The sequence below is a fragment of the Collinsella sp. HCP28S3_B9 genome (assembly GCF_052066095.1).
Classification (GTDB): domain Bacteria; phylum Actinomycetota; class Coriobacteriia; order Coriobacteriales; family Coriobacteriaceae; genus Collinsella.
Genome location: NZ_JBQHST010000033.1, coordinates 1 through 20,901 on the forward strand (window position 1 = coordinate 1; position 20,901 = coordinate 20,901).

The 20,901-nt window shown below is 63.7% G+C and carries 13 protein-coding genes; 6 read left to right on the top strand and 7 right to left on the bottom strand.

The genetic code is table 11. The annotated features are described in order from the left end of the window. Positions 1-156 precede the first annotated feature (156 nt). The 7 genes from nifJ to dnaX form a co-directional block, all read right to left on the bottom strand. A complete protein-coding gene (gene nifJ, locus ACTNBB_RS07895) occupies positions 157-3,696 on the bottom strand; it encodes a pyruvate:ferredoxin (flavodoxin) oxidoreductase (protein ID WP_441057697.1) in 3,540 nt (1,179 codons plus the stop codon). A 477-nt stretch (positions 3,697-4,173) separates the two neighbouring features. Continuing rightward, positions 4,174-5,112 (bottom strand): FHA domain-containing protein, encoded by a 939-nt coding sequence (locus ACTNBB_RS07900; RefSeq protein WP_441057700.1) that lies wholly within the window; start codon positions 5,110-5,112, stop codon positions 4,174-4,176. A gap of 3 nt (positions 5,113-5,115) precedes the next feature. Then, on the bottom strand, positions 5,116-6,957 hold the full coding sequence (locus ACTNBB_RS07905) for a serine/threonine protein kinase (RefSeq protein WP_441057703.1): 1,842 nt from the start codon (positions 6,955-6,957) through the stop codon (positions 5,116-5,118). Then, entirely contained in the window at positions 6,954-7,856 is a 903-nt protein-coding gene (locus ACTNBB_RS07910; RefSeq protein ID WP_427794094.1) for a hypothetical protein, read from the bottom strand. Before ACTNBB_RS07910 ends, ACTNBB_RS07905 begins: the two co-directional genes overlap by 4 nt. A gap of 243 nt (positions 7,857-8,099) precedes the next feature. After that, positions 8,100-8,696, bottom strand: coding sequence for a recombination mediator RecR (gene recR / locus ACTNBB_RS07915; RefSeq protein WP_099432550.1), 597 nt, complete (start codon positions 8,694-8,696; stop codon positions 8,100-8,102). Between the two features lie 13 nt (positions 8,697-8,709). Continuing rightward, positions 8,710-9,030 carry a YbaB/EbfC family nucleoid-associated protein gene (locus ACTNBB_RS07920; RefSeq protein WP_427719331.1) on the bottom strand — a complete coding sequence of 107 codons (321 nt, stop codon included), beginning with the start codon at positions 9,028-9,030 and terminating at the stop codon, positions 8,710-8,712. Between the two features lie 221 nt (positions 9,031-9,251). Beyond that, a complete protein-coding gene (dnaX, locus tag ACTNBB_RS07925; protein WP_441057707.1) occupies positions 9,252-11,750 on the bottom strand; it encodes a DNA polymerase III subunit gamma/tau in 2,499 nt (832 codons plus the stop codon). A 115-nt stretch (positions 11,751-11,865) separates the two neighbouring features. On the opposite strand from dnaX, the gene ACTNBB_RS07930 reads away from it, so the two are divergent. The 6 genes from ACTNBB_RS07930 (at position 11,866) to ACTNBB_RS07955 (ending at position 20,837) form a co-directional block, all read left to right on the top strand. Continuing rightward, complete coding sequence (locus ACTNBB_RS07930; RefSeq protein WP_441057710.1) at positions 11,866-12,591, top strand: hypothetical protein; 726 nt, start codon at positions 11,866-11,868, stop codon at positions 12,589-12,591. A 144-nt stretch (positions 12,592-12,735) separates the two neighbouring features. Next, complete coding sequence (locus tag ACTNBB_RS07935) at positions 12,736-14,589, top strand: serine/threonine-protein kinase (RefSeq protein WP_441057713.1); 1,854 nt, start codon at positions 12,736-12,738, stop codon at positions 14,587-14,589. Then, positions 14,586-15,593: an FhaA domain-containing protein gene (locus tag ACTNBB_RS07940; RefSeq protein WP_427719325.1), complete on the top strand. Its 1,008-nt coding sequence runs from the start codon at positions 14,586-14,588 to the stop codon at positions 15,591-15,593. Before ACTNBB_RS07935 ends, ACTNBB_RS07940 begins: the two co-directional genes overlap by 4 nt. Positions 15,594-15,599: 6 nt before the next feature. Then, positions 15,600-16,016 (top strand): FHA domain-containing protein, encoded by a 417-nt coding sequence (locus ACTNBB_RS07945; protein ID WP_055250779.1) that lies wholly within the window; start codon positions 15,600-15,602, stop codon positions 16,014-16,016. After that, entirely contained in the window at positions 16,013-17,950 is a 1,938-nt protein-coding gene (locus ACTNBB_RS07950; protein WP_441031905.1) for a Stp1/IreP family PP2C-type Ser/Thr phosphatase, read from the top strand. The genes ACTNBB_RS07945 and ACTNBB_RS07950 overlap by 4 nt, the downstream gene beginning before the upstream one ends. A 16-nt stretch (positions 17,951-17,966) precedes the next feature. After that, positions 17,967-20,837 (top strand): FtsW/RodA/SpoVE family cell cycle protein, encoded by a 2,871-nt coding sequence (locus ACTNBB_RS07955; protein WP_441041749.1) that lies wholly within the window; start codon positions 17,967-17,969, stop codon positions 20,835-20,837. Positions 20,838-20,901: the final 64 nt, after the last annotated feature.

Sequence of the window (20,901 nt, forward strand, 5' to 3'; positions counted from 1 at the left end):
GGGACTGACCCCGGAGGAGTTCCGGAGACAGTCCCTTGCGGCGTAGTTCTTATTTAAGCCGTCCAAGTTTTGGGGTGCAGTTCAGTGCGCAGCGGGGGTTCTTTCATGTCCGAGGACGTCCGCGAAGGTTAGCCCTCAGATCCTGCGGTGGGAGACCTAGGCCTCGTTGTACACCGTCTTAAGCTTCAGCAGGTGAGCGTAGCGGTCCATAGCGGCCTGCTCGTTCTCCTTGAAGAGCTCCTCGGCGCGCTCGGGGAAGGAACGCGTCAGCGAAGCGTAACGGGCCTCGTTCATCAGGAACTCCTGATAGCCGCCCGCGGGCTCCTTGGAATCGAGCGAGAACTTCTTGCCGGCAGCAGCCTCGGGGTTGAAGCGGAAGAGGTTCCAGTAACCGCACTCGACGGCCTTCTTCATCTCGGCCTGGCAGTTCTGCATGCCGCCCTTCTTGATGGAGTGCATCTCGCAGGGGCTGTAGCCGATGATGAGGGACGGGCCGTCATAGGCCTCGGCCTCGTGGATGGCCTTGAGAGTCTGAGCCGGGTTGGCGCCCATGGCAACCTGCGCCACGTAGACGTAACCATAGCTCATAGCGATCTCGGCCAGAGACTTCTTCTTGGTCACCTTGCCGGCAGCGGCGAACTGAGCAACCTGGCCCAGGTTCGAAGCCTTGGAGGCCTGACCGCCGGTGTTGGAGTAGACCTCGGTGTCGAAGACGAAGACGTTGACGTTGTGGCCAGAAGCCAGGACGTGGTCCAGACCACCGAAGCCGATGTCGTAGGCCCAACCGTCGCCACCGAAGATCCAGAAGGACTTCTTGGTGAGGTAAGCCTTGTCGGCGAGGATCGCCTTGGAAGCGTCGCAGCCGCACTTCTCGAGCTCGGCAACGTAGGCGGCAGCAGCAGTCTTGGAGGCCTCGACGTCGTTGACGGAGTCGATCCAAGCCTGACCGGCGGCCTTGAGCTCGTCGGACGGACCATCGGCAGCGATGAGCTCCTGGGTGGCGGCGATCAGCTTATTCTGGACGGCCTCGTAACCGATGGCCATGCCCAGACCGTGCTCAGCATTGTCCTCGAACAGGGAGTTGTTCCACGCCGGGCCGTGACCGTCCTTGTCCTTGCAGTAAGGAGCGGTGGCAGCGGGGTTGCCCCAAATGGAGGAGCAGCCGGTGGCGTTGGAGATGAACATGCGGTCGCCGGCGACCTGGGTCACCAGACGTGCATAAGCGGTCTCGGCGCAGCCGGCGCAGGAGCCGGAGAACTCCAGGTAGGGCTGCTTAAACTGGCTGCCCTTGACGTTGGCCGCGATGAGCTCCTTCTTCTCGGAGACGTTCTTGACCATGTAGTCCCAAACGGGCTGCTGATCCATCTCCTGCTCGGCGGGAACCATCTCGAGGGCGCCCTTGGGGCAGACCTTGACGCAGTTGGTGCAGCCCATGCAGTCGAGCGGGGACACGGCCATGGTGAACTTCATGCCCTTGGCCTTGGGACCCATGGCGTCGAGCGTACGGGTAGCCTCGGGCGCGGCGGCAGCCTCGTCCTCGGTCATCGCGAACGGACGGATGGTGGCATGCGGGCACACATAGGCGCACTGGTTGCACTGGATGCACTTGGTCTCGTCCCAGTGAGGAACGACCACGGCGACGCCGCGCTTCTCGTATGCGGAGGCGCCCAGCTCAAACTGGCCGTCGGCGCAATCGACGAAGGCGGAAACAGGCAGGCTGTCGCCATCCATGCGATCGATGGGCTCGAGCAGGTTCTTGACCTGCTGGGCGATAGCGGACTTGGTCTCCTCGGAAAGCTCGACAGGAGCGGCGTCCTCGGCGGTAGCCCAGTCGGCCGGAACCTCGAACTTACGGAAGGCGGTAGCGCCGGCATCGATGGCCTTGTGGTTGGCGTCGACGATGGCCTGGCCCTTCTTCATGTAGGACTTGGTAGCCGCGTCCTTCATGTACTGCAGGGCGTCCTCGGCGGGCAGGACCTTGGCCAGCGCGAAGAAGGCGGACTGGAGCACCGTGTTGGTGCGCTTGCCCATGCCAACCTTGGCGGCCAGGTCGATAGCGTCGATCAGGTAGACGTTGATGTTGTTGTTCGCGATGTAGCGCTTGGCCACGGCGGACATGTGCTCGGCGAACTCCTCGTCGCTCCACTGGCAGTTGACCAGGAAGGTGCCGCCAGGCTTGACGTCGCGGACCATCTTGAAGCCCTTGACGATGTAGCTGGGGTTGTGGCAAGCGACAAAGTCGGCCTTGGTCACGTAGTACGGCGAGCGGATCGGGGAATCACCAAAGCGCAGGTGCGAGACGGTAACACCGCCGGTCTTCTTGGAGTCGTACTGGAAGTAGGCCTGAACGTACTTGTCGGTGTGGTCGCCGATGATCTTAATCGAGTTCTTGTTGGCGCCGACGGTACCGTCGCCACCCAGACCCCAGAACTTGCACTCGATGGTGCCGGGAGCTGCGGTGTTGGGCGCATCCTCGGCCTCGGGCAGGCTCAGGTTGGTCACGTCATCGACAATGCCGATGGTGAACTCGCGCTTGGGCTCGTCCTTCTTGAGCTCCTCGAAGACGGCAAACGCGGACGCGGGAGGCGTGTCCTTGCTGCCCAGGCCGTAACGGCCGCCGACGACCTTGATACCCGTCTTGCCGGCCTCGTAGAGAGCGGAGACGACGTCCTGGTAGAGCGGCTCGCCGATGGAACCCGGCTCCTTGGTGCGGTCCATGACGGCGATCTTCTGGACGGTCTCGGGGAGAACGTCCACGAAGTGCTTGATGGAGAACGGACGGAACAGGCGAACCTTGACCAGGCCGACCTTCTCACCGTGAGCGTTGAGGTAGTCGATGACTTCCTCGAGCACGTCGCAGAAGGAGCCCATGCACACGACGACGCGATCGGCATCGGGAGCGCCGTAGTAGTTGAACAGGCCGTAATCGGTGCCGAGCTTCTCGTTGATCTTCTTCATGTAGCCCTCGACGACGGCAGGGAGCTCGTCGTAGACCTTATTGCAGGCCTCGCGGTTCTGGAAGAAGATGTCGCCGTTCTCATGGCTGCCGCGGGTGTGCGGGTGCTCAGGGTTGAGCGCGTGATCGCGGAAAGCCTGGACGGCGTCCATGTCGCACATCTCGGCAAGATCCTTGTAGTCCCACATGGCGACCTTCTGGATCTCGTGGCTGGTGCGGAAGCCGTCGAAGAAGTTGAGGAACGGGGTCTTACCCTCGATGGCGGCAAGGTGAGCCACCGGCGAGAGGTCCATGACCTCCTGGACGTTGCCCTCGGCGAGCATGGCGAAACCGGTCTGGCGGCAGGCCATGACGTCGGAGTGATCGCCAAAGATGTTCAGGGCGTGGGAAGCGACGCAACGCGCGGAGACGTGGAAGACGCCCGGGAGCTGCTCGCCCGCGATCTTGTACATGTTCGGGATCATCAGGAGCAGGCCCTGAGAAGCCGTGTAGGTGGTGGTCAGAGCACCGGCGCCCAGCGAACCGTGAACGGTACCGGCTGCACCCGCCTCGGACTCCATCTCGACGACCTTGACCGGGGTGCCAAAGATGTTCTTGCGACCCTGGGCCGCCCACTGGTCGACATGGTCGGCCATCGGGCTGGACGGCGTAATGGGATAAATTCCCGCTACCTCGGTGTACGCATACGAAACATATGCGGCCGCCTCGTTGCCGTCCATAGACTTAAACTTACGCGCCATATACCCCTCTCCTCTCATATAGGTATACAGGCCCCGGCGATTACCGGGATGTTGGCGTGATGGGATTTTCGCTGTTGCTTCCAGTCATCTGACAGGCGGACTCAGCAGCAGGTACATGGCGTGGAGAGAAGGCATGCCGAGGCGAGGAGGGCTGCACGCGCCCCACAGGCCCAGCTACCCGTCTTGCACATGATCGAGCGCCGCAAAGGCCGCATGCCGGATGCTCCCGGGCACGCCCCGGTGATGGGAAGCGCCCGCAACGGAAATCCGCATGCGGGTTTATTGTACCCCGCCGTCAAGTGTAATTTCGACAAATATAGGCGGGCGGTAAAGGTTTACCCCGAGCGACCATCAAGGGCAAAAATTATCCTTCCGTCACCGAGGGACCAAATGGCAGTTGCGGTGAAATAGGGACTGTTTTTGCCGGCCGCAGTCTTAAACAGTCCCTATTTCACCGCAACTTATTTAGGAGATGAGTCAGAGGGCGCCGAGGAGGATGGCGTAGGTTGTGGATTCTCCGAGCCTGAGCTCGTCACCGGGGTTGAGCTGAGCGGAGCGGCCGGGCTCGACCTGGGTGCAGACGTTCGTCGCGCCGTTTACCACCACAGTTCCGTTGGTGGACGACAGGTCCTCGACGTACCAGACATTTTGGTCATCGCACCACACGTGGGCATGGCGAGCCGAAACGTCATCGCCCACATCGGTGATATCGCCCTCCCCCGTCGCCAGCGCGCCGATCTCGACGCCCTCCTCACTCGGCTGAATCCAGCGCGGGGCGCTCACCACGTAGCCGTTTTGCACGCGCAGCAGTCCCAACGGGTGCGCAGGCGCCGCCTCGTGCTCGCCCGTGACCGTCGAGGTGCTCAGCGAGCGCGGCGTCGACGTGGCGCCGCCACAGGTCGCATGAGCGTAGTCGAGGGCATAGGTCACCGACGAGCGGACATCTGCCGAGCAGCCCACGGCGACAAACAGCACCAGGATGGCCTCGGCGCGCTCGGCGGGCATGAGCTCAGCCGCCTGCGACAGGCGCTCGAGCGCATTGCGATAGAGATTCGTGTCCTGATGGCATTCCTCGAGTGCCCGCACCATGGGCTCGCCAGCGGGGCCGCACACCATGTTGGTCACGGCCGCGGCGTCCATGGGATTGCGGCGGCGCAGGGCCAGCTGCGACATAATGCGCGCGGCCGAGGTGCCGTAATCGGCAAAATAACGTTCCTGCAGCGTGCCGACCGGCGCGCGCACGATAAAGCGCGAAACCCAAGAGCGATCGGCAGCACGGCTCTGCGGACTACGGCCGTCGACGAGCGGGCGGCTCGAGAGCACCAGGCCGCACAGTTCGATATGGCTCAGGTGCGCTGCGCGCTTAAAGATGTCAAACATTGCCCCGCACGGGGTGAGCTCAGCTTGAGAAGCCATGGCTTAGCCCTCCTTGGTCGCAGAGATAGTGTCGGATGCTTCGGCCGGCCCGCCAAAGGCGCGAGCAGCCGCGGCTCCGCCGGCAAGCGGCGTCGCCATGGAAATTTTCGCACGTCGCGCTGACACGACGGGAAGCTCGAAGGCAAACCCCATCGCCAGCAAAAACCACGTGAGCGCATAGGTTGCAATTAAGGCGGCAACGAAGCCGCTCGCTACGGCGCGCTGGGAAAACACGGTGCATGCAACCGCGATCAGCACCGGAACCTCGCAGGCAGAAAGCGCCAGTACGCCATGCAGGAACCCCGTGCGACGATCGTGTGCCATGGCGCCGGCAGCGATGCCCACCATGCCCGGCGGTGCCAACGCCAGTGCGGCGATAATGGCCGGCAGCTTCCCGGACCACATAAGCGGTCCTACGACGAGCGTCACATGGGCGCCCGACGCCAACAGCGCAGCTGATACCACGACCACAGCCCAAAGCACGCCGCATACCGCCGTCGCACCAACCATCGCCGCACGCCGGGCCGTGTGCCCCGATACCTCCATCGGGCACGGCATGAGCGGCTCGGCGCGAATCGAGCGGGCGACATTTTGCGCATAGTGGTCGCAAAATGCCGAGAGCGCCGCCTCCACCGCAGCCGGCTCGGGACGATCTTCCTGATGGCAGGACAGGCAGGCCATGACCACGTCGAACAACTGGGCATCGACAAACGCCAGCGCATCGCGCAGATCCTCGGAATTTGGATCGAGTCCGAGCTGCTGAGCCTGTTCGGCCGCGGCAAGTGCCACATCGGGCTCGCGTCGCAGCAGTTGCGTCAAGTCGCAGCCGGGCGCGTGGGCGCCAACGGGATAATCGGGCAGCGTATCCATCTTGAGGCGATAAGGGCTGGCGATATCGCACGTCTTTTTGCGCGAGCCCGAAGTACCCGACGCACCCGGCGCTACTTCGTACGGCGCGACACCGGCGATGAGCTCGTAGACCGTACTCGCCGCTGCATACACATCGATTGCCGGCGACATGCGAAGCATGCGCAGGTCGGGGATATCGTCGGTGAGCATCTCGGGCGGGGCGTAGGCCACCGTCGCGCGGCGCAACGTGGCATAGCGCTCGGTAAACGACGCCTTGCCGCCGGTGCCGGCCACCGCAGAGGCGGGCTCGAGCGCCAGCGAAGAGCCAAAGTCGATCAAGCACAGGTCGAAGGTGCCTTCGGCAAGCTGTCGGTCGAGCGGCAGGCGCGCCGTGCGCACCATAATATTAGCGGGCGAGATATCGCGATGGACGAACCCCTCGCCTACCAAGCTCATGCGGCAGAGCAGATCGAACAGGTCGCGACCCAGGCGCGCCGCCACGAGCGGCGACAGACGCCCGGCCTCGTCCACGGCAAGGCGCGAGCGCAGGCGAGCGAGCGTCTCGCCCTCGACCCACTCCATGACAATCGCGGGCACGCCGTCAACCTCGCCCCATCCATACAGGCGGGGAAAGCCTCTAAGGCCCGAAAGGGCGCGATGGCATTCGTATTCCTCGCGAAACGCCGCCTTGAACTTGGTGACCAGCGCCTCGTGGGCGACATCGTCATCAAATTCGTCGCGCGTTGGCAAGATGAGCTGCTTGAGTGCCACGGCCTCGCCCTGCGCGTTGACGGCACGCGTCACACGGCCGATACCGCCGCGGCGCATGGTGGCGTCATCGGCAAACAGCATCGTAAAACGGCGCAGGTAGGCGGGAAGCTCGTCCGGGCCCAGCGCAATGGCGGGCTCAAACCCTCCAACGCGCGCCAGGCGCAGGCCCACCATAGGGTCACGGCTGAGCGACTGGGTTGCCACAGAAGCAAGGCTATTCGTCATAGGGCGATCGCCGCCACTTTGGTATTGAAGTTGTTGAGCGCGACGTCGTCATCGCCATAATGCCCCACCCATTGGCACAGATTGGTGTAGCAACCCCATAGGTTGGCGTATTGCTGATACCACTTTGACTTGGGAGAAAACGTTTGCCGGCCAAACTCGGCACGGATGACAAACATATCGTTGGTCAGGCTATCGCACGGTCCGGTATCGCCCGTAGCGTTATAGGTCGAAACCACGCTGTTGGCGCGGGCGACATAGCCATCGAGCATGTTGTATTTGGTCACGAGCCAGCTGTGAATACTCTCCTCCTCGGCAGCCGAGAGACCACCCGAGCCCGTGTCGCCGCCGGCACCGCCGTCCGTCGAGCCATCACTCGAAGATCCACCGCCAGAGGCGGAGCCCGAACCGGAACCGCCGCCCGACGAATCGGAGCTGGAGCCAGACGAACCCGAACCGCCGGGCTGGCCTGTCTGTTGGGCGTCCTGCCCCTTCTGCTGCTCGGCCTTATTGACGACAGAAGCCACACTGTTGTTGGAAAGCTTCGTAATGACCTTGGTGTTGGTGAGCACGATGGTCTTGCCGTTTGCCAGCGTAACCTCGTTGTCCGATGTTTCTGGACTGTCCGCATCGTCGCCACCGAACACAACATGCGAGACCACGCTCGCCCACGCATATCCGGTTGTCGTTCCCAAGTCGCTTTTGGCCTTGCGCCCAATATGCAGCTCGCGCGCAGCATACGCCTGTACCATGGACGGCACCGTCATGCCATAAGCCGAAACACCGGCTATGACCAGTACAAGCGAGCAAGACAGCAGCACGTACGCCCGAGGCGCCAGGCCCAGCCGGCGTCGCATGCGCACCGCGGCGCCATGCTTTGTCTGAGTGCTAGCGGGCCGCATGCGTTCTCCTCCAACAAAAACACGCCGCTTAAAAGCGGCGTATTCTTTCATATCCACATTTGAGTGTATCAGCGAACTCAAAAGGTTGTGCAACGAATGGGCAAATACGAGGTGAGAGTGGACCCATCCACGCGATAAGCGGATGAAAAGCAGGTTTGTTGTACAACAAATGCATGAACGCGTGCCCAATTATGAGCGCCCCGTGCGGCAGGCCGACGGGACATGCCGCGGAGCTGACGCCGCCTAGATCGCACGACGGGCCTCGATAGCACGGCCGAGCGTAAGCTCGTCAGCATACTCCAGGTCGCCTCCCACGGGCAGGCCGCTCGCCAGACGCGACACCTCGACGCCCAGAGGCTTGATGGTGCGGGCAAGGTAGCTCGCCGTGGTCTCGCCCTCAATGTTGGGGTTGGTGGCGATAATGACCTCGTGGATGTCCTCGTGGCCCAAGCGCGCCAGCAACTCGCGGATGTGCAGCTGCTCGGGGCCGATCTTGTCCATGGGGCTGATCACGCCGCCCAGCACGTGGTAGAGGCCGTGGTAGCTGCCCGTGCGCTCAATCGCCTGGACATCGCGCGGCTCACCCACCACGCAGATGCGGGTGGTGTCGCGCATCGAGTCTTGGCAGATGGAGCACTCGTCAGCGGTGGCGTAATTAAAGCAGCGGCTGCAAAAATGCACTTCCTGCTTAACCTCTAGAATGGCCTCGGCCAGGCGGCGCGCCTCCTCGGCGTCGGCCTCGAGCAGGTAGTAGGCGATGCGCTGGGCCGATTTGGGGCCAATGCCCGGCAGACGGCCCAGCTCATCGAGCAGTTTTTGCAGACTATGGTTGGCACTCATATATGTGCGCGTCTTAGAACGGCATGCCCGGGATGTTGAGGCCGCCGGCGATGGCGCCCATCTGCTTGTTGGCGAGCTCGTTGACGCCGCGGACGGCCTCGTTGACGGCAGCCATAATCATGTCCTGCAGCATATCGACGTCCTCGGGATCGAGCGCATCGGGGTCGATGGTGAGGTTGACGAGCTCCATCTCGCCGTTAACGGTCACCTTGACCATGCCGCCACCGGCAGAAGCGTCGACGGTCTGGGACTTGAGGTTCTCCTGCGCGGCGGCAAGCTGCTCCTGCATCTTGCGGGCCTGCTTCATCATCTGCTGCATGTTCATACCGGCCATGATGGCTCCTTTACGTGTGGTCGCGCGACAAGCTGCAAGGGCAGCCGGGCACGGCGGGACTTTCAAACTCAAAAATCGTACCACGGCGCGGGGCATACGAGCGGGGCGGTCGCGCTAACTCAGTCGATGTACATGTCCTCTAGCGTGACGCGCCGCCCAAGACTATGCAAGGTCGAATTATGCAAGGTCTCACAACTCGGCGTATATACCCGCCCGCATAGTTACTCCACCGGCTTGAAGATGGTGGACTGGCCAAAGACACTACGTATGAGGGCTTTGGCCTCGTCCTCGGTCTGCGGGATGCCCGGGGCTGCGCCCTGGTGACCGAAAGGACTGCCGGCGCCGGGGCTGGACTCCCAAGGGGCAGCGAGGGCGTCGTCACTTGCAGGAGCGGACGTCGCAGCCGCGGGAGCTGCGGCCGAAGCGGCAGGGCTGGGCGCAGGCGCCGCGGCAGGCATGGCGAACGGAGGAAGATCTTCCCCGTTCGCATCGCCGGCGAAGCCGCCGACCATGGCGTCGTCGTAGGGTACCTGCTCGGATTCCCATGGCGCAGCCTGTACAGACGGCTGAATCTTGGGAGCAGACGCGCACTCGGACACTCGGGGCGCGGGCTCGGTCGGGAGCTTGCCCGTGGCAGGAGCACCGGCAGGGTTGTCGGAGCGCAGCCAGGGGGCCTTGGCCAGGTTGGATGACTTGGGTGCAGGCGCGGCAGCGGGCTTGGACGCGGGGATCGGAGCAGCCGGTTTGGGCACGGCGGGTTCAGTCACCGACGGGATCGGTGCCGCTACCGGTGCCGCTTTTGGCTGCGGCGCGCTGGCGCTCGAGGATGCAGGGGCCGCCGAGGACACGGGTTGCGGGTCCGCAGATGCCGCAGCCCGTACAGATGGAGAATGCTCCTCATGTTGAGGAGCCGGCCTGACACCCCCATCCAGGACATAGTCGACGGTGCGACGACCGAAGACCGCACTGACTGTCGGCAAAAACACCGCCTGTGTATCAGCACGCCCGAGCATCTTGATAGCAAATGCCGTAGGGAACGAGACCGTGAGCTTAGAACCATCGTCTGCCGTAGCGCGAGCGTTCAACAGGAGAGCCGCATAAGAAGGTTGTTGGGCCTTGACGCGCTCGACGACCTCGACCCATTTGCGCTGGAGCTCGCCGGCATCCTCGACCGCAGGGGTCTCGGCGGCGCCGGCGGCAGCAACCTGAGCGGCAGTGTTGGGCTGGGGCTTAGGCGCCGGCGCAGCGGCAGGTACGGGAGCCGAAGCGGCGGTGGGCTGGGGCATCGGAGCCGGGGCAGGCTGAGGCGCAGGCGCAGCGGGCTTGGGGGCCGGCGCGGGCTGGGCCGCCGGAGCGGCAGCGCCGCGGTCCCAGGGCATGCCGCCCTGGTGCGCAAACGCAGCGGCGGGAGCGGCAGATGCCGTCGGAGCGGCAGCTCGGGCACCCGAAATCAGCGTCGGTTGTTGTGTCGCCACAGGTGCAGCCGCGACAGCCGCGGGCGCAGCACCACCAGCAGCAGCCACGCTCGCCGGCACCGCGGCGTTGGCGACCATGGCCTCCAAGCGTGCCACGCGCTCGGCCAGGGCCTCAATGGTCAGATCGGCCTCGGGACGCGCCAGGCGCGTGCAGGCGATCTCGAGCACCAGGCGCACGTCGCTCGCACCCCTCATCTCCAACGCGGCATCGTCGAGCACTGTCAGCACGCGGGCCAGACGGTCGGCCGGATGCCCGCCAAAGGCAGCGGCCTCGGCAGCAAGCGCCTCGGCCTGCTCGGCCCCGCCCTCAAACAGCTCGCCACGGGTACCGGCAACGCAGGCCACATACACGTCGCGCACGTGCGCCACCAGGTCGCGCGTCAGCTCAAGCAGGTCATTGCCCTCCTCGACCTGTGCGCGAATGAGCCCATAGAGTTCAGCAATATCACGCTCGGCGATGGCGCGGGCAAACTCGCCCAGGATCTGGTCCGAAACCTCGCCCAAAAGCGAGCGGGCATCGTCCGCATGCACGGCGCCGTTGCCAAAAACGCTCAGCTGCTCCAGCGTGGAAAGCGCGTCGCGCATGCCGCCCTTGGCATGGCGCGCCACGATGGCCAGCGCCTCGTCGTCGTAATCGAAGCCCTCCTGCTCGCACACGTAGGACAGACGATGCTCGATATCCTCGTTGCCGATGCGGTGGAAATCGAAGCGCTGGCAGCGCGAGAGGATGGTCTCCAGAATCTTTTGCGGATCGGTGGTGCACAACACAAAGATCACGTGCGCCGGCGGCTCCTCGAGCGTCTTGAGCAGCGCGTTGAACGCCGCCGTCGTGAGCATATGGACCTCGTCGATAATATAGATCTTGTACTTGCCACGCACCGGGGCAAAGTTAACGGAGTTGATGATCTCCTCGCGCACATTGTCCACGCCCGTACGGCTTGCGGCATCGAGCTCGTAGACATCGGGGTGGTTGCCCTCGGCGATGAGCTCGCACTCTTCGCAAGTGCCATCGGGCATGCAGCCGCTTGCGCCCTCGGCGCGCGCCGCCTCGGCATTGCGGCATAGCAGCGCCTTGGCCAGAATGCGCGCCATGGTGGTCTTGCCCGTGCCGCGCGGTCCGCAGAACAGGTACGCGTGGGACAGGCGTCCCTCGGTGATGGCGTGCTCGAGCGTCGAGACGATATGCTGCTGGCCCACCACGGAGTCGAAGGTGAGCGGGCGATACTTTCGGTACAACGATTCCATGGGTGCTCCCCCGGGTATACTGAGTTTTGTTGCCGCGACGGCCATGCGGTCGCACGGCATACTGCACTCATAATAACCCGTACGGCGAGCCCGCCGCGATAGGAGTCCAAAGAGCATGGCAGACGCAGAGAGCAACCTCGTTCCCTCCGAAGCAGCCGACCAGGTCGAGGTCGCGCTCGAGAAACAGGCAGCAGCCGACGACGGCATCCTGTACCTCAACGAGTATCAGTACGAAAACGACCTCGTCACCGACTTCGCCCGCTTGGTCGCCTCGCCCAGGCGTCGCGGCTCGCTGTATGTCGCCGCGGCAATTGCCGCGCTGCTCGGCATCGGCATGTTGGTGGCCGGCGGCAGCTGGATCAAGTTTGGCGTCGTCCTGATCGTGTTCGGCGCCTTTTTGGCCTGGTGGAGCAAAAACCTGCACCACACGCTCGCCCGCGACTTTATCGACGCCGTCGAGGCCGACAAGTCCATGGGTGGCCGCTATCGCCGCGTCGCCGCCAACGAGGACGGCTTGATGGTTTGGGGCAAGAGCGGCAAGTCGCAGTTCTTCCCGTTTGAGAAGCTCGACCACGTACTCGACGGCGAGCGCATCTTTGTTGCCATGTTCGCAGACCAGGGCGTGACGATCCCCAAGGACACCTTTGTTCGCGGCGACGCCGAGCAGTTTGGCTCCTTCCTTAAGGCGCGCATCAACAAAAAGCTCCGCATCGAGACCAAGAAGAAGAAAATGAAGGCCGAGAAGGCTGCAGCCGAGGCCAAGCAGGGAGACAAGGCAGACAAGCCCCAGGACAACAAGGGCAAGCAGTGCAAGCAGAAGAAGGGCAAGAAGAAGCGCTAAGGCCAAGTCAGACAGGCAGCCTCGCATCCCGCTATCCTCCCCATGCACCAGAGCGTGCTACACTAGCAGCATCTATGCCACCGCGAATGGCTCGGCCCCGCGCCCGCCGCTCGCAAACGAACTTTAAACGCACGAGGGTTGGCCATGCCGCTTTTCTCGCAACATACCGCCCGGTTCTCGCCGGACGTCCCTTTGGAGGGCACCAGCTCTCGCGAGCTGCTCAAGCGGTACCAGCCGCTCGAGACGCTTGCGACCGGTGGTTTTGGCTCCATCGAGATTTGCCGCGACACGCACCTGCGTCGTCGCGTGGCCATTAAGCGCATCCCTCTTATCAACGGCTCCGGCATGCCCGCCAGCGACATCATGGATGTACTGCGCGAGGCACATACCGCCGCCATGCTTCAACATCCCAATATCGTGCAGGTTATCGACTTTACGCATGACACCGCCTATGCCTACCTGGTCATGGAGTATGTCGACGGCATGTCGCTGGCCGAGTTTTTGCATCGCGTGGACGGCCACTCGCTCACCTTTGACGAGGCAGCGACCATTGCCGACGCGTTGGGTCAGGCGCTCACCTTTGCCCATGCAAACGGCGTGCTTCATCTGGACATAAAGCCCGCCAATGTGCTCATTGACCACTCGGGCAATGTAAAGCTCACCGACTTTGGCATGGCGCGGCTGTCATCTGCCGGCGGCTTTGGCGGATCGCGCGGCGGCACCATCGGCTACATGCCGCCCGAACAGCTCGATATCGAGACCGGCACGGTCGACGAGCGCGCCGATGTCTTTGCCCTTGCCTGCGTGATCTACGAGGGCCTGTGCGGCAGGGCCCCCTTTATGGCGGCAACGCCTGCCGACTCGCTCGACCGCATCATCGGCGGCGCCACCTACCCCAGCGAGCTGATCCCGCACTTTCCCCCGGGAGCCGAGGCAGCGCTCATGAGCGCCCTCTCCCCTATGCCGCAAGACCGCCCCGATAGCATCGAGGCATTCTGCGACCAACTCCTTGCCGGCTTGGGGAGCGTGCGCGAAGGCCGTCGCAGCTTGGAGCAGATGGTAAGCGAGCTTTCGGACGACGAGCACGCGGCAGACGATATGGAGTCGCTACCTTACGAGGATAACGCCATCGAAGTCGACCCCGCGCTTGGTTGGGCGGGCACGCGCTGGAGCTGCGCGCGCGATTACACCATGCGCGGTATCTCGGCGCTAACGTGTGCAACCTTCAGCTTTTTGCTTATGCAGACAGCGGGCGTCGCGGCGCTTCCCGGGCTGGTCGCCGCGGCCATCGCTATTGGCGCGGCGGCAGGCTTGGCACCGCAGATCGGCTCGGCTATCTCGGCCGTGGGCTTTTTGGTGCTCATGGCCAACGCCACCATGCAGGAGCAGGGCATCCTGTCGATGCTGCCGGTCGCGGTCATTTTTGCCGCCGCCATGTCCGGATGGTGGATTGCCTGGGGACGCACCGAAGCGGCCGCGAGCGCGGCACTCACCTGCGCGCTTGCGCTAGGTTGTCTAACCGGCGACGCCATCCTTGCCGCCGGGGCCGCCGCGGGCTTCGCGGCGTTTTGGCTCGGCCCGGCAAGCGCCGCTGCCGCCACGGGTATAGGCGCGCTTTTTGCCCGCCTGGCCGCAGCTGCCCTCCCTACGGGAGGCGTGCTGGGGCTTGGCAATGTCGCCGCAGCGCTGGGCGACGCGTTCCTCTGGGCCGCCTTCGCACTGATTGCAGCAGCAGCCGCGACAACGTCGCTGCTGCTCAATGCCCATGCCAAGCGCGCCGAGCAGGGGTCAAACCTCGCCGCCATCGTCGCAATTGCCGTCGCCGGTATCGGCTCGGCCGTATCGTTTTGTCTTGCACACCATATGGAAATTGCCAGCCTTGCGGGCACGGTCGTCGCCAAGGCGGCGGTTGCGGGAATCCTATCCTCTATAATCGTTGGGATATGCCTGTATTTGCTCGGATACCAAAGAACCTATACGGAGAGTGATCTTTCGTGAACTTCCTGAACATCTTCGAGGACCACGTGGCCGGCATCTTCGGTGCCACCCGTGCCCCGTTCTCCTTTAAGAAGCTTGCCAAGCAGGCTGCTCGCGACATGGAGGATCAAACTCTGGTGATCAACGGCGTCAACACCGCGCCGGCGCTCTATACCATCCTGATCGCCACCGATGACGACCCCATGCTTGCCCCGTTCTATCCCGAGCTTTCGCGCGAGGTGCGCGAGTTTGTGAAGGCGCAGGCCGAAAAACGCCGCTACGTCTTTGTCGGCGAGCCCCTTGTTCGCTTTATGATCGACCCTCAGCTGCGCGCCGGCAAGTTCTCGGTCTTTGCCGAGAACGTCGACGCTCCCACGCTCGGCCGTCTGTACGAGGAAGAGCGCGCCTATCAAAATGGCCTGGGACAGAACAGCTCGGCCACAAGCCGTGCCGCAAGCGCCCCCCGCGCCGGTCAGCAGCAGTTTGCATCGCCGCAGCAACACCCGGCCGCCATGCCCCAGCAGCAGCCGACACCCCGCGCTGCCACTCCCGACCCGCTCGCTGTGGCCGACCCCTTTGCACCCAATGTCCCCGATCCCGCAGCCCCCATCCCTGTGCCGCAAACCGTCTCGCGCGACGCACTTGCCGGTATGGGCGGAGCGGCTGCCACTGGCGCCGCCGTGGGCCTTGGCGCTGCGACCAGCATCGCCTCCAACATGGCAAGCCCCCGCGCCCCGCAGCGTCCGCTCGCCCAACTCGTCGACGTCGTGAGCGGCGAGAGCCACAACATCACCTCCGCGCAGGTGACCATCGGTCGTGAGCGCTCGGTATCCGACATCGCCCTGCGCGACCCCAACGTGTCGCGCCGTCATGCCCAGCTCACCTTTACCGGCTCTGACTGGTCGATCGAGGACCTCAACTCCACCAACGGCACGCTCGTCAACAACCGCCGCATCACGCGCTGCCCGCTGCGCAACGGCGATCTGCTAACGTTTGGCCTGAGCACCTTTGAATTTAGGGGTTAATCGCTTATGAACATCGATATCGTCCTTTTTGCAGGCCGCATCGTACTGGTCGTCTTGCTTTATATCTTCTTGTTCGCCGTCATGAAGACCGGCGTGGGGCTCGTGCGCGGCCAGCGCCGCGACTCTGCCATCTGGACGATCGATGTGGACAAGGGCCCGCGCGGCATCCGCGGTATTCACGTGGATATGCTTGGCCCCGTCATCGTCGGTCGTTCGCCGTCATCTGACATCTGCATCAACGAGCCGTTTGTCTCTGCCTCGCATGCGCGTTTTTCGCTGCAGGGCCCGGCACTTATTATCGAGGACCTCAACTCGCTCAACGGCACCCTTGTTAACGGCCGCCAGCTGGTGGAGCCCGCAACGCTGCGCGAGGGCGACGAAGTCCAGATTGGCGACGTGGTCATGAAGGTGAACCGTCGATGATCGACGAGGAGAACAAGTCCGCAACCATGTCCGAGGCGCTGGCTGCCCCCGCGGCCGTGCCGGCTCATGCCGCCCCGGCGGGCCCTGCGCCCGTTGAGCCCGAGGACACCGTGTTCTCCCTGCCTCTTTCGCATGTAACGCAAGACCATCTGATGCCCATCGATGGCCAGGATGAAGATAATTCCACCGATGCCCCCATCGGCGCGCACGCCGTTGCCGATCAACCTTCGGCACCGGAAACTACACCTGCGCCGGCCCACTTTGCCGAGTCTGTCGCCGCGGCAATCGATGAGAGCGCCGCGGTGTTTTTGGCCCCCGAGCCCACGGCACCGGTGTTTCCCGTAGTTCCAGCACCCACCGCAGCGCCCGAGCCCGCATCTACACCGGCACCCGCGGCGGCATCCTCCCCCGCGGCCGCATCGGCGCCCGAGGCCGTTCAGCCTACGGCCGAAGAGATGCCCGTCACAGCGACGGAGGGCGCCTCTCAGCCCCACAGCACGCCCGCGCCCGCGCACTTCGCGGCACCCGAGCCCGCAGCCGTCGCCCCGCAAGACGAAGAGCCTGCCGACAACACAACCGAAGTGCCCGCCACGTCTAAAGTCGACGATCCGAGCAACGAGGCCAACGCCGTCTCGCCCGGCGACACGGCCGAGATTGATGTCGCCGCCGTGGAGGCCAAGCTCAAGGACCCTGGTTCGACCATGAGTTTTGAGCCGCTGGCCGACGAGCGCATCGAGACCGATTCGACCTACGATGCCGGCACCACCACGCAACTCATGTGGGGCGCCCGCTCCGATGTTGGCTGCGTGCGTCCGCACAACGAGGACTCCTACCTGGTACAGTCGCCGCTCTTTTGCGTGTGCGACGGCATGGGTGGTCACGCCGCCGGCGAGGTAGCCTCATCCATCGCGGTCGAGACCATCGCCAAGACGGCGCCACAGGCTGCCGACGCCGCGCGCCTAGCCGCAGCCGTCGAAGCTGCCAACGCCGCCGTCATCGAGGCCGCACTCAACGGCCTGGGCAAGCCCGGTATGGGCTGCACGGCGACCTGCGCCTATATCGAAAACGACATGCTCGCCATCGCCCACGTGGGCGACTCGCGCGCCTACCTGCTCCACGAGGGCACGCTCATCCGCGTGACCCGCGACCACTCCTATGTGGAGGAGCTCGTGGACGCTGGCGAAATTACGGCCGACGAGGCGCGCGTCCATCCCAACCGCTCGGTTATCACACGTGCACTGGGTTCGGACCCCGCCATGTATGCCGACCACTTTACCCTGCACATCGAAGAGGGCGACCGCCTGATCCTGTGCTCGGACGGCCTTTCGAGCATGATTCCCGATAGCGAAATCGAAAACATCGCCACGCAATCGTCTACGGCGCAGATTTGCGTCGATAACCTGGTGGACGCCGCGCTCGCTGCCGGCGGCCACGACAACGTGACGGTAGTCGTTGTGGACCTGGTCGACGACGGCGTCATGCGCGAGGCGAAGCGTGTTCGCCGCCGCAACGTCACCATTGCCGCCATCCTGGGCATCGCTTTTGTGCTGGCGGCAGCCATCTGGGCCTACGCGGGCGTCACCGGCTCGTATTACCTGGGCACCTACAAGGACACCGTCGCGGTCTACCGGGGCATTCCCGGCAAGCCGCTCGGCCTTAAGCTGCACTGGCTCGAGAGCACGACCGCCATCAAGCTATCCGACCTACCCGAAGACACGCAGAATCGTCTGAAAGCAGGCATTCCGCAAACGAGTGTCGACGACGCGCAGGACACTATCTCCAAGTACCGTCATCAAATCGATGAGGAACAGACCCGCCAGGTGATCGACGCGCAAACGATTCGCGACAACACCGACCAGGAATCGACTTCCAAATCGAATTCCGAAAAAACCGCCGAACAGTCCGCCGAGGCCGAAGCCTCCGATAAGAATTAGAAAGGGAGTGCCGCTTATGAGTCGCCGCAACACCGAAATGCTCTTGCTCATCGCCTCGGCGTTCCCCGTCATCCTGCTGTATGCGATGTACGTGCTCACCGCAGGCGCTTCCATCTCGTTTGAAACGCTCGCCGTGCCGATCGGTCTCTTTGCCGCCTTCGCCGCGGCGCATATCGCCGTGCGCATCCTGGCGCCCGGTGCCGATCCGGCCATCCTGCCCATCGTCTTTGTGCTTTCGGGCATCGGCATCACGTTCGTAACGCGTCTGGCACCCGCCCTCGCCATCTCGCAGCTCGTCATTCTGTTTGTCTCGGTGGCACTGATGGTGGGCACGCTCGCGATGATCAAGAATCTCGATGTGGTCATGCGCTACAAGTACACCTTTGGCATCATCGGCATCATCTTGCTGATGCTGCCCATCTTTATCGGCACCACCATTTCGGGCTCCAAGCTGTGGATTCGCATCGCCGGCTTCACCATCCAGCCCGGCGAGTTCGCCAAGATTTTTATCGTATTGTTCTTGGCCGGATACCTAGCCGAAAACCGCGAGCTACTCTCCATCTCCAATCGCAAGATCTTGGGCCTCAAGGTCCCGCGCCTGCGCCTGCTGCTACCGCTGTTCGCTGTGTGGGGTGTATGCCTTCTGGTCGTTGTCTTCGAGCGCGACTTGGGCTCCGCTGTGCTGTTCTACACCATCTTCTTGCTGATGCTCTACGTCGCCACGGGACGTTTCTCGTATGTCGTCATCGGCCTTGCGCTTTTGGCAGTGGGTGCCGTGGGCGCCTACAAGTTCCTGTCGCATGTCCAGGTACGTTTCCAGATCTGGGCCGACCCCTTTAAGGATGCCCAGGGCCAGGGCTACCAGATTGTGCAATCCCTTTTCTCGTTGGCTGACGGCGGTCTTATCGGCGTTGGCATCGGTAATGGCATGGCCAATAACATCCCCGTCGTCGAGTCCGACTTCATTTTCTCGGCCATCGGCGAGGAAATGGGCCTTTTGGGCGGCGGCGCCGTACTCGTCCTGTTTATGCTCTTTGCCGTGCGAGGCCTGACCACGGCCGCCCGCGCTAAGTCCGACCTTGCCGCATTTAGCGCCACGGGCCTCACGGCCGCCATTAGCTTCCAGGCCTTCTTGATCGTTGGCGGCGTTACCCGCCTGATTCCGCTGACCGGCGTCACCCTGCCCTTTATGAGCCAGGGCGGCTCCTCGCTGCTGGCGAGCTTTATCATTGTCGCGCTTTTGCTGCGCGCCGGCGATGAGGCCACCGGTCGCGAGGCCGAGCTCACCGGCACCGGCACCATGGCCGCCATCACTGACGACCAGGTCGCTTCTGCCGCGGCGCATGCCGGCACGCGCTTCGCTTCTTCGTCTTCCTACGGCCGTGGCAGCCACTCCACCGGCTCGCGCATGCGTCGTCGCCTGCTCGATACGCCCGAATCTGGCGTGCTCGGCCGCGTGGCGCTCGCTAACCGCCTAACCCGCGCGGTATTTGCCTTTACGGCCCTGTTCGCCATCCTCATCGGCAACCTCACCTATGTCCAGGTCATCAAGGCCAAGGATTACCAGGATATGCCGACCAACAATCACACCATCGCCCGTTCCAAGTACATCCAGCGCGGCTCCATCATCACGTCCGACGGCGTGACGCTGGCCGAATCGCTGCAACAGGAGGACGGCACCTACGTACGCTCCTACCCTAACGGCAACCTGGCCGCCCATGTGGTTGGCTATGTGAGCCAGCAGTACGGCACCGCCGGTATCGAGAGCGTGATGAACGACACGCTCACCGGTTCCAAGGATTACTCCAGCTGGAACAACGCCATCGCGTCGCTCGCGGGCCAAAACCAGCCGGGCAACACCGCCAAACTCACCATCGACTCCCGCATCCAGACGGCTGCCGAACAGGCTCTCAAGGGCTTTAAGGGCGCCGTTGTGGTCATGGACCCGCGCACTGGCGCGGTGCTCGCATGTGCCAGCTCGCCCACCTACGACAACACCAACATCGACGCCCTGCTGCAATCGGGTGGCGGTGAGGACGGTTCTATGTACGACCGCGCCATGGACGCCCTCTATACTCCGGGCTCCACGTTTAAGGTCGTCACGCTTTCGGCGGCGCTCGAGTCCGGTGCAGCGACGCTCGACACCACCTATAGCGCTCCGGCCGAGATGGAGATCGGCGGCGCTGCCGTCACCAATGCCGACGACATCGGCTACGGCACCATCTCGCTCCGCCGCGCGTTTGCCGTGTCGTCCAACGTCGCCTACGGCCAGCTGGCCCGCGACCTCGGCGCCGAGACGCTCGTCAACCAGGCGAACGCCTTTGGGTTTGGCCAGTCGCTCGGCCAAGACTTCTCCACCACGCCCTCCATCATGCCCGACCCGTCGGTGATGACGGAATGGGAGCTCGCCTGGGCGGGCGCCGGGCAGCCCGTCGGCATGGACCACACGCCGGGTCCGCAGACCACCGTCATGCAGAACGCCGTTATCGCGGCGGCCATCGCCAACAGCGGCGTCGTCATGGACCCGTTCTTCGTTGCCCAGGTGCTCGCCCCAGACGGAACCGTGGTCAAGACCACGCAGTCCCGCTCACTGGGCCAGGCCGTCAGCGCCACCACGGCCGAACAGGTCAAACAGGCCATGCTCGACGTCGTTCAATCCGGCACCGGCACCGATGCCCAGATTCCGGGCGTCAAGGTTGCCGGCAAGACCGGCTCTGCCGAGATCGTCGGCACCAAGGTCAACTCGATGTTCGTCGGTTTTGCGCCTTACGATTCACCCACGGTCGCCATCTCGGTAGCCTTGGAGGATTACGACAAGCACGACGTCGAGGCGGCAAAGATCGCCGGCATCGTCCTGACCGCGGCGCTTGCCGCCCAGGGAGCGTGATGCCCGTGATTGATGCGCAAGCATGGGGCGTGCCGCGGCCGATAACACTAGCGGCAATGCGCCA

What these genes read in the sequence shown, in the direction of transcription:
- nifJ (WP_441057697.1), bottom strand. Translation starts at nt 3,696, where the DNA reads ATGGCGCGTAAGTTTAAGTCTATGGACGGCAACGAGGCGGCCGCATAT.
- ACTNBB_RS07900 (WP_441057700.1), bottom strand. Translation starts at nt 5,112, where the DNA reads ATGGCTTCTCAAGCTGAGCTCACCCCGTGCGGGGCAATGTTTGACATC.
- ACTNBB_RS07905 (WP_441057703.1), bottom strand. Translation starts at nt 6,957, where the DNA reads ATGACGAATAGCCTTGCTTCTGTGGCAACCCAGTCGCTCAGCCGTGAC.
- ACTNBB_RS07910 (WP_427794094.1), bottom strand. Translation starts at nt 7,856, where the DNA reads ATGCGGCCCGCTAGCACTCAGACAAAGCATGGCGCCGCGGTGCGCATG.
- recR (WP_099432550.1), bottom strand. Translation starts at nt 8,696, where the DNA reads ATGAGTGCCAACCATAGTCTGCAAAAACTGCTCGATGAGCTGGGCCGT.
- ACTNBB_RS07920 (WP_427719331.1), bottom strand. Translation starts at nt 9,030, where the DNA reads ATGGCCGGTATGAACATGCAGCAGATGATGAAGCAGGCCCGCAAGATG.
- dnaX (WP_441057707.1), bottom strand. Translation starts at nt 11,750, where the DNA reads ATGGAATCGTTGTACCGAAAGTATCGCCCGCTCACCTTCGACTCCGTG.
- ACTNBB_RS07930 (WP_441057710.1), top strand. Translation starts at nt 11,866, where the DNA reads ATGGCAGACGCAGAGAGCAACCTCGTTCCCTCCGAAGCAGCCGACCAG.
- ACTNBB_RS07935 (WP_441057713.1), top strand. Translation starts at nt 12,736, where the DNA reads ATGCCGCTTTTCTCGCAACATACCGCCCGGTTCTCGCCGGACGTCCCT.
- ACTNBB_RS07945 (WP_055250779.1), top strand. Translation starts at nt 15,600, where the DNA reads ATGAACATCGATATCGTCCTTTTTGCAGGCCGCATCGTACTGGTCGTC.
- ACTNBB_RS07950 (WP_441031905.1), top strand. Translation starts at nt 16,013, where the DNA reads ATGATCGACGAGGAGAACAAGTCCGCAACCATGTCCGAGGCGCTGGCT.
- ACTNBB_RS07955 (WP_441041749.1), top strand. Translation starts at nt 17,967, where the DNA reads ATGAGTCGCCGCAACACCGAAATGCTCTTGCTCATCGCCTCGGCGTTC.